The 7,446-nt window shown below is 67.0% G+C and carries 6 protein-coding genes and 1 pseudogene; 3 read left to right on the top strand and 4 right to left on the bottom strand.

Annotation, left to right across the window (positions count from 1 at the left end; all coding sequences use genetic code 11):
* Positions 1-12: 12 nt before the first annotated feature.
* The 3 genes from H977_RS0130300 to H977_RS0130310 all read right to left on the bottom strand — a co-directional run bounded on the left by H977_RS0130300 (position 13) and on the right by H977_RS0130310 (position 3,314).
* Positions 13-1,134, bottom strand: a complete 1,122-nt coding sequence (locus tag H977_RS0130300; protein ID WP_029111377.1) for a D-alanine--D-alanine ligase family protein — start codon at positions 1,132-1,134, stop codon at positions 13-15.
* A 61-nt stretch (positions 1,135-1,195) separates the two neighbouring features.
* A complete protein-coding gene (locus H977_RS0130305; protein ID WP_029111378.1) occupies positions 1,196-2,302 on the bottom strand; it encodes a cystathionine gamma-lyase in 1,107 nt (368 codons plus the stop codon).
* A gap of 31 nt (positions 2,303-2,333) precedes the next feature.
* Positions 2,334-3,314, bottom strand: coding sequence for an NAD(P)H-dependent glycerol-3-phosphate dehydrogenase (locus H977_RS0130310; protein ID WP_036477734.1), 981 nt, complete (start codon positions 3,312-3,314; stop codon positions 2,334-2,336).
* Between the two features lie 82 nt (positions 3,315-3,396).
* On the opposite strand from H977_RS0130310, the gene cofC reads away from it, so the two are divergent.
* From cofC to mutT1, 3 genes are read left to right on the top strand one after another with little or no spacing between them, the layout of a single operon-like run.
* Positions 3,397-4,065, top strand: a complete 669-nt coding sequence (gene cofC, locus H977_RS0130315; protein ID WP_029111380.1) for a 2-phospho-L-lactate guanylyltransferase — start codon at positions 3,397-3,399, stop codon at positions 4,063-4,065.
* A gap of 22 nt (positions 4,066-4,087) precedes the next feature.
* The gene (locus H977_RS0130320) at positions 4,088-6,295 is read left to right on the top strand and encodes an RNA degradosome polyphosphate kinase (protein ID WP_029111381.1); all 2,208 of its coding nucleotides are present in this window, start codon (positions 4,088-4,090) and stop codon (positions 6,293-6,295) included.
* Positions 6,296-6,338: 43 nt separating this feature from the next.
* A complete protein-coding gene (gene mutT1, locus H977_RS0130325; RefSeq protein ID WP_029111382.1) occupies positions 6,339-7,277 on the top strand; it encodes an 8-oxo-(d)GTP phosphatase MutT1 in 939 nt (312 codons plus the stop codon).
* A gap of 73 nt (positions 7,278-7,350) precedes the next feature.
* Here the strand turns inward: mutT1 and H977_RS35995 are convergent.
* Positions 7,351-7,446, bottom strand: a pseudogene (locus H977_RS35995) (hypothetical protein); the annotation flags it as partial.

Below are 7,446 nucleotides of genomic sequence, written 5' to 3' on the forward strand. Positions count from 1 at the left end.
GTCGCCCGCGGATCAGCGAAGGCCGGTGCCGCGCGCCAGTGCGGTCTCGACCATCGCGGTCAGCAATGTCGGGTAGTCGACGCCGCTGGCCGCCCACATCCGCGGGAACATCGAGATGGTGGTGAACCCCGGCATGGTGTTGATCTCGTTGATCACCGGGCCACCGTCGGTCAGGAAGAAGTCGACACGGGCCAGCCCCTGGCAGTCGATCGCGGTGAACGCGCGCACCGCCAGCCGGCGGACCTCCTCGGAAACGTCGTCGTCGATCTTGGCCGGCACATCCAATTCGGCCGCGTCGACGAGGTATTTGGTGGCGAAGTCGTAGAAACCGTCCTCGCGTCCGCGCACTCCTGCCACCCGGATCTCGCCAACCGTGCTGGCTTCGACGCTGCCGTCGGGGAACTCGAGCACACCGCATTCCAGTTCGCGGCCCGGTACCGCGGCCTCGACGATGACCTTCGGGTCGTGGCGGCGGGCCAGTTCGATCGCCCCGGGCAGTTCGTCCCATGCCGCGACCCGGCTGACGCCGATCGACGAGCCGCCCCGCGCGGGCTTGACGAACACCGGCAGGCCGAGCCGTTCGCGGTGCTCCAGGTCCATGGTGGGCTGGTTGGGGCGCAGCACCACGAAGTCACCGATCGGCAGGCCCTCGGCGACCAACAGCTTCTTGGTGAACTCCTTGTCCATCCCGGCGGCGCTGGACAGCACGCCGGAGCCAACATAAGGAATCCCGGCCAACTCCAGCAGCCCCTGGATGGTGCCGTCCTCGCCGTAGGGACCGTGCAGCACCGGGAAAACCACGTCGACAGCGGCCAGCAGCTCACCGGGGCCGTTGCTCAGCGCCAGCAGCTGGCCGCTGCGGTTCGGGGCGGCGGGCAGCGCCAGCTCGGTTCCGGAAGTCTCTGTGACCTCGGGCAGCCGGCCGTCGGTGATCGCCAGCGTTTCGGGGCGTCCGTCCGTCAACATCCAGGAACCATCCGGGGTGATCCCGACGGCGATCACCTCGAACCGCTCGGGATCGAGATTGCGCAGGATGCTGCCGGCCGACACGCAGGAGATCGCGTGCTCGGAGCTACGCCCGCCGTAGACGACGGCGACGCGGGTGCGGGATCCGGTCTGATTGCGGGCTGTCACAACCTAGAGAGGCTACCGCCCCGGTCGGTTCCTGCCTGTCGGCGCATCCCGACCTGGACTTTCACCCCCGAAGGGCCTGCTCCATGTCGGCGATCAGATCTTCGGTGTCCTCGATCCCGGCCGAGATGCGGGCGAAGCCGGCCGGAACCGGGTCACCCCAGCGGGCCCTGCGATCCACCGAGGTGTGAATACCTCCGAAGCTCGTCGAGGCGATGAGCAGAGTGCTGCGCTCCACCAGCGCATGGACGGCGGCGGCATCGGCCAGCTCGATCGACACCAATCCGCCGAACCGCTTCATCTGGGTGGCCGCGAGCTCGTGTGCCGGATCGCCGGGCAGCCCGGGATAGCGCACGGAGCGCACCGCGGGATGGCTGCGCAGCATCATCGCCAGGGCTGCGGCGTTCTGGCACTGGCGTTCGAAGCGCAGCCCGGCGCTGCCGAGGCTGCGTAACACGAGCCAGGCCTCGAATGCGCCCAGGATCGGCCCGGCCAGCAGTCGGTCGGACTCCATCGCGGCCATCAGCTCGGGCTGGCTGCCGGCGACATAACCGGCCACCAGATCGCTGTGCCCCGACAGTGATTTGGTGGCACTGGCCACCACGAGGTCTGCGCCGAGCGAAAGTGGTTGCTGGCCAAGCGGTGTGGCAGTGGTGTTGTCGACGACAAGGGTGGCTCCGCGACTACGGCAGGTCATGGCCAGCCGGTGCAGGTCGACGACATCGAGCCCCGGGTTGGCGGGCGTCTCGGCGAGCACCACATCAGCACGAGCAGCGGCCTCACACATCTCGGCAACCCGGGCCTCGATCACCGTGACGCCTTGTGGCGCAAGGTATTCAGATGCGTACCGGCGCACCTGGTAGTAGCCGTCGGCCGGGACCACAAGGGTGGTTCCCGGTTTGGCGAGCACCCGCAGCGCCGAGGTGATCGCAGCCATCCCGGATCCGAACGTGAGCGCTGCGGCCGCCCCCTCCAGTTCGGCGAGCGCCGATTCCAGTTGCCGCCACGACGGGTTGGAACTGCGTCCGTAGCTGTCCAGCGGCTCAGCCTCGTCGGGTGAGAGGTGGTATGCCGACGCCGGCACCGGCATGGGCGCCACTGGCTGTCCCGGAACCGATTCCAGACCAACAGCTTTGACGCTCCGGGTGGAATCCCCGTACAAGCCGTCCATACCTGTTTTTCCTCCTCGTCCCGGAGGATCCCTACTCCGGTTTGGTGCTGCGACCCAAAAGCCCCGAGACTGCCTCGTGGACCGACAATCCCTTGTGGCACACCCGATGAACGGCGTCGGCCAGCGGCATCTCGACACCATAACTGGATGCCAGCGCGAGCACTGATTCACACGAGGCGACGCCCTCGGCCACGTGTCCACCCGCCGCAGCCAACGCCGATTCCATGGTGCCGCCCTTGCCCAGCCGCACCCCGAAGGTGCGGTTACGGGAGTGCTCGGAGGTACACGTGGCCACGAGATCTCCCACGCCGGCCAGCCCCGCCAGCGTGGCGGGTGTGGCACCCAGCGCAATACCCAGCCGCATGACCTCGGCCAGGCCGCGAGTGATGATGGCGGCAACGGTGTTCTCCCCCAGCCCGACACCCACCGCCATGCCACAGGCCAGCGCGATGACGTTCTTGCACGCCCCGCCGACTTCGGCCCCCACCACGTCGGCGTTCGTGTAGGGCCGGAAGTATCCGGTGGCCAAGGCCCGCTGCAGGGTGACCGCGCGTCCGGAGTCGCTGCAGGCGACGACGGTGGCCGCCGGCTGCTCCTCGGCGATCTCGCTGGCCAGGTTCGGTCCCGTCACGACAGCGACCCGGGACGGATCGACACCGGTCACCTGGACGATGACCTGGCTCATCCGCATCAGCGAGCCGAGCTCGATTCCCTTGGCCAGGCTGACCAATGTCACGTCGTCACCGATCAGATGCTTCCAGCCCTCGAGGTTGGCGCGCAGCTGCTGCGCCGGAACACCGAGCAGCACCGTGCAGGCGCCGGTAAGTGCCTCCGCCGGATCGGTGGTGGCCTTGACCGTCGACGGCAGAACGACGTCACCGAGGTAGCGACTGTTGCGATGATCGGTGTTGATCTCGTCGGCAACCTCGGGGCGTCGTGCCCAGACCGTCACCGGATTACCCGCGTCCGCCAGCACCTTGGCCAGCGCCGTCCCCCACGCACCGGCACCCATCACCGCAGCCTCTACCACCCGATCACCCTAACCCGGCGGCCGCGCCACCCGCCGACACCGGCCGGGCTGGCAGGATGAACCCATGAGCGGCTCCAGAAGCGACAACGCCGCAGCAGCAACGCAGGCCGCTGACGTCTCCCTCATCATCGCGGTGAAGCGGCTGTCGGCCGCCAAAACCCGGCTGGCGCCCATCTTCTCCGCGTCCACGCGGGAGGCCGTCGTGCTGGCGATGCTCGTCGACACCATCAACGCCGCGTCCGCGATCGCCCCGGTGACCGTCGTCACCCCCGATGACACCGCGGCCGACGCCGCCCGCCAACTCGGTGCCGGTGTATTGAAGGATCCGACTCCGCCCGGCCATGGTGACCCACTGAACAACGCCATCACCGCGGCCGAGGCCGAACTTCGCTCCACCGCATCGAATATCGTTGTTCTCCAAGGGGATCTGCCCGCCCTGCAATCCCAGGAATTGGCCGAGGCCCTCGCGATGGCCCGTGGTCATCAACGGAGTTTCGTCGGGGACCGGCACGGGACGGGAACGTCCGCACTGTTCGCGTTCGGGACTTCGCTGGCCCCGCACTTCGGATCCGATTCGGCTGCGCGCCATCGACACTCCGGCGCGATCGAACTCACCGGGGCGTGGCCTGGCCTGCGCTGCGACATCGATACACCCGACGACCTTCAGGCGGCGCGACGACTCGGGGTCGGTACCGCCACCACACGCACCCTCGGCAGGCACGTCGGCAGGTAGCCGCGCACCCGTGGGATAGGGAATGATCGGACAGATGAGCGAAGCCACCGAAGCCGCGCCAGGAACCCGTTCGGACAACTCCCACCTGGGCAGCGCCTCGGCTGGATCGGGCGCGCCCATCGAGTCGGCGACACCAGAAGCGCCACCGGCGGCCACGTCGCCGGCGGTGGACGACGCGCTGCCCGAGGATCGCTACCTCAACCGCGAGCTGAGCTGGCTGGACTTCAACGCCCGCGTCCTGGCGCTGGCCGCCGACCCGTCGCTGCCCCTGCTCGAGCGGGCCAAGTTCCTGGCGATCTTCGCGTCCAACCTCGACGAGTTCTACATGGTCCGGGTGGCGGGGCTCAAACGCCGCGATGAGATGGGACTTTCGGTGCGCTCGGCCGACGGCCTGTCCCCGCGCGAACAGCTGCGCCGCATCAACGAACGTACCCAGCAGATCGCCAACCGGCACGCCAAGGTGTTCCTCAGCTCGGTGCGCCCGGCGCTGGCCGAAGAGGGCATCGTCATCGTCAACTGGGCGGAGCTCGACGAAACCGAACGCGCCAAGCTCTCCACCTACTTCCACGAGCAGGTGTTCCCGGTCCTCACCCCGCTCGCGGTCGATCCGGCCCATCCGTTCCCGTTCGTGAGCGGACTGAGCCTGAACCTGGCGATCACCGTCAAGCATCCCGAAGACGGCGGACAGCACTTCGCCAGGATCAAGGTGCCCGACAACGTCGGCCGCTTCGTGGAACTGAGCCCGCCCGCCGACGGATCGGCCGTCGTGCGTTTCCTGCCGATGGAGGAACTCATCGCGGCGTTCCTGCCCGTGCTGTTCCCTGGCCTGGAGATCGTCGAGCACCACGCGTTCCGGATCACCCGAAATGCCGACTTCGAGGTCGAGGAGGATCGCGACGAGGACCTGCTGCAGGCCCTCGAACGTGAACTGGCGCGCCGGCGATTCGGCTCACCGGTGCGGTTGGAAGTGTCCGACGACATGACCGAGAGCATGCTCGAACTGCTGTTGCGCGAGCTCGATGTGGCTCCCGGCGATGTCATCGAAGTGCCCGGCCTGCTCGATCTGTCCGCGCTCTGGCAGATCTACGCCGTGGACCGGCCTGCGCTCAAGGACCGGCCCTTCGTGCCCGCCACCCCACCGGCTTTCGGCGAACGCGAGACACCCAAGAGCATCTTCTCCACCCTGCGCGACGGGGACGTGCTGGTGCACCATCCCTATGACTCGTTCTCGACCACCGTGCAACGCTTCATCGAGCAGGCCGCCGCCGACCCCAACGTGCTGGCGATCAAACAGACGCTCTACCGCACCTCCGGTGACTCGCCGATTGTCAACGCGCTGATCGACGCTGCCGAGGCCGGCAAGCAGGTGGTCGCGCTCGTCGAGATCAAGGCCCGCTTCGACGAACAGGCCAACATCAAATGGGCGAGGGCACTCGAACAGGCCGGCGTGCACGTGGTCTACGGGCTGATCGGGCTCAAGACGCACTGCAAAACCTGTCTCGTGGTGCGGCGTGAGGGGTCCACGATCCGGCGTTACTGCCACATCGGCACCGGCAACTACAACCCGAAAACCGCGCGGCTGTATGAAGATGTGGGGTTGCTCAGCGCCGATCCCGACATCGGCGCCGACCTGACCGACCTGTTCAATTCACTGACCGGCTACTCGCGCAAGGATTCCTACCGCAATCTGCTCGTGGCTCCGCGAGGTGTGCGCAAGGGCATCATCGAGCGCATCGACCGCGAGATCGCCGCTCACCATGACGGCGCCACGACCGGAATCCGGTTGAAGGCCAATGCACTGGTCGACGAGCAGGTGATCGACGCGCTGTACCGGGCGTCGCAGGCCGGCATCCCGGTCGAGATCGTGGTGCGGGGCATCTGCGCCCTGCGCCCCGGTGTGCCCGGGTACTCCGACAACATCAGGGTGCGCTCGATCCTCGGGCGCTTCCTTGAGCACTCGCGGATTATTCATTTCCGCGCCATGAATGAGTTCTGGATCGGCAGTGCCGACATGATGCATCGTAATCTCGACCGCCGTGTCGAAGTGATGGCTCAGGTCAAGGATCCGAGGTTGGCCGCGCAACTCAACGAGGTGTTCGACTCCGCGATGGATCCGGCCACCCGATGCTGGGAGTTGCGACACGATGGTCACTGGACGGCGCTGCCCCAGGCGGGGCAGACAGTCCGCGACCACCAGGTGTCGCTGATGGAACGTCACCGGCACCCCTGATCCCCACCGGGTCCGCGCCGGTGAATGACCTGCAGGAGTAGAGGTGTCGAACGACAGCACGACAGCAGCCAAGCGGGGCAACAAGCTCGTGCCCGCGGCGGGCGCCGTGTTGTGGCGTGGCGGCGAGGATGCCGCAGGTACGGCCGTGACCGAGGTGGCCGTCATCCACCGTCCGCGATACGACGACTGGTCGCTGCCCAAGGGCAAGGTCGAGGTCGAGGAGACCGATCCCGTGGCCGCGGTACGCGAGGTTCACGAGGAGACCGGCTACACCGCGCAGCTCGGTCGACGGCTCGGCTCGATCTCGTATGACATTCCGCAGGGAACCAAACGGGTGTGGTACTGGGCTGCCCGCGCGACGGGCGGCGATTTCACGCCCAACGACGAGGTGGACAAGCTGATCTGGCTTCCGGTGGATTCTGCGATAGATCAGCTGGTCTACCCACATGATCGAAAAGTGTTGCGCCGCTTTGCCAAAAAGCCGTCGGATACCAAAACGGTATTGATCGTGCGGCACGGTACGGCCGGCCGCCGATCGCGTTTCAAGGGCGACGATCGCAAGCGCCCGCTGGACAAGAAAGGACGGGCGCAGGCCGAGGCTCTGGTCGCCCAACTACTGGCATTCGGTGCCACAACGCTTTACGCCGCCGACCGATTGCGCTGCCACCAGACGCTGGAACCACTGGCCCAGGAGCTCGGGGTGGACATTCACAACGAGCTGGTGCTGACCGAAGAGGCGTACAGCTCCGACCACAAGGCCGGCCGCAACCGTGTGCTCGAGCTGGCGAGCCGGGCGGGCACCCCGGTGATCTGCACGCAGGGCAAGGTGATTCCCGACCTCATCTCGTGGTGGTGTGCGCGTTCGGATGTGCGCCCCCAGACCACCGGAAATCGCAAGGGCAGTACCTGGGTGCTGTCGTTGGCGGACGGCCGCCTGATCGCTGCGGACCACCTCGGTAGTCCTCTGCCCGCCGACAGCTAGATCCACACGAGAAAGGCACGTCGTGAGTTCACTTACGACTCACGACGTGCCTTTACCGTAATTACTTGCGGCCCTTCTTGGCCGGTGCCTTCTTGGCAGCCACCTTCTTGGCGGGAGCCTTGGTCGCGGCCTTCTTGGCAGGTGCCTTGGTCGCGGCCTTCTTGGCGGG

The sequence above is a fragment of the Mycobacterium sp. URHD0025 genome, assembly GCF_000426065.1.
In the GTDB taxonomy this organism is placed as follows: Bacteria; Actinomycetota; Actinomycetes; order Mycobacteriales; family Mycobacteriaceae; genus Mycobacterium.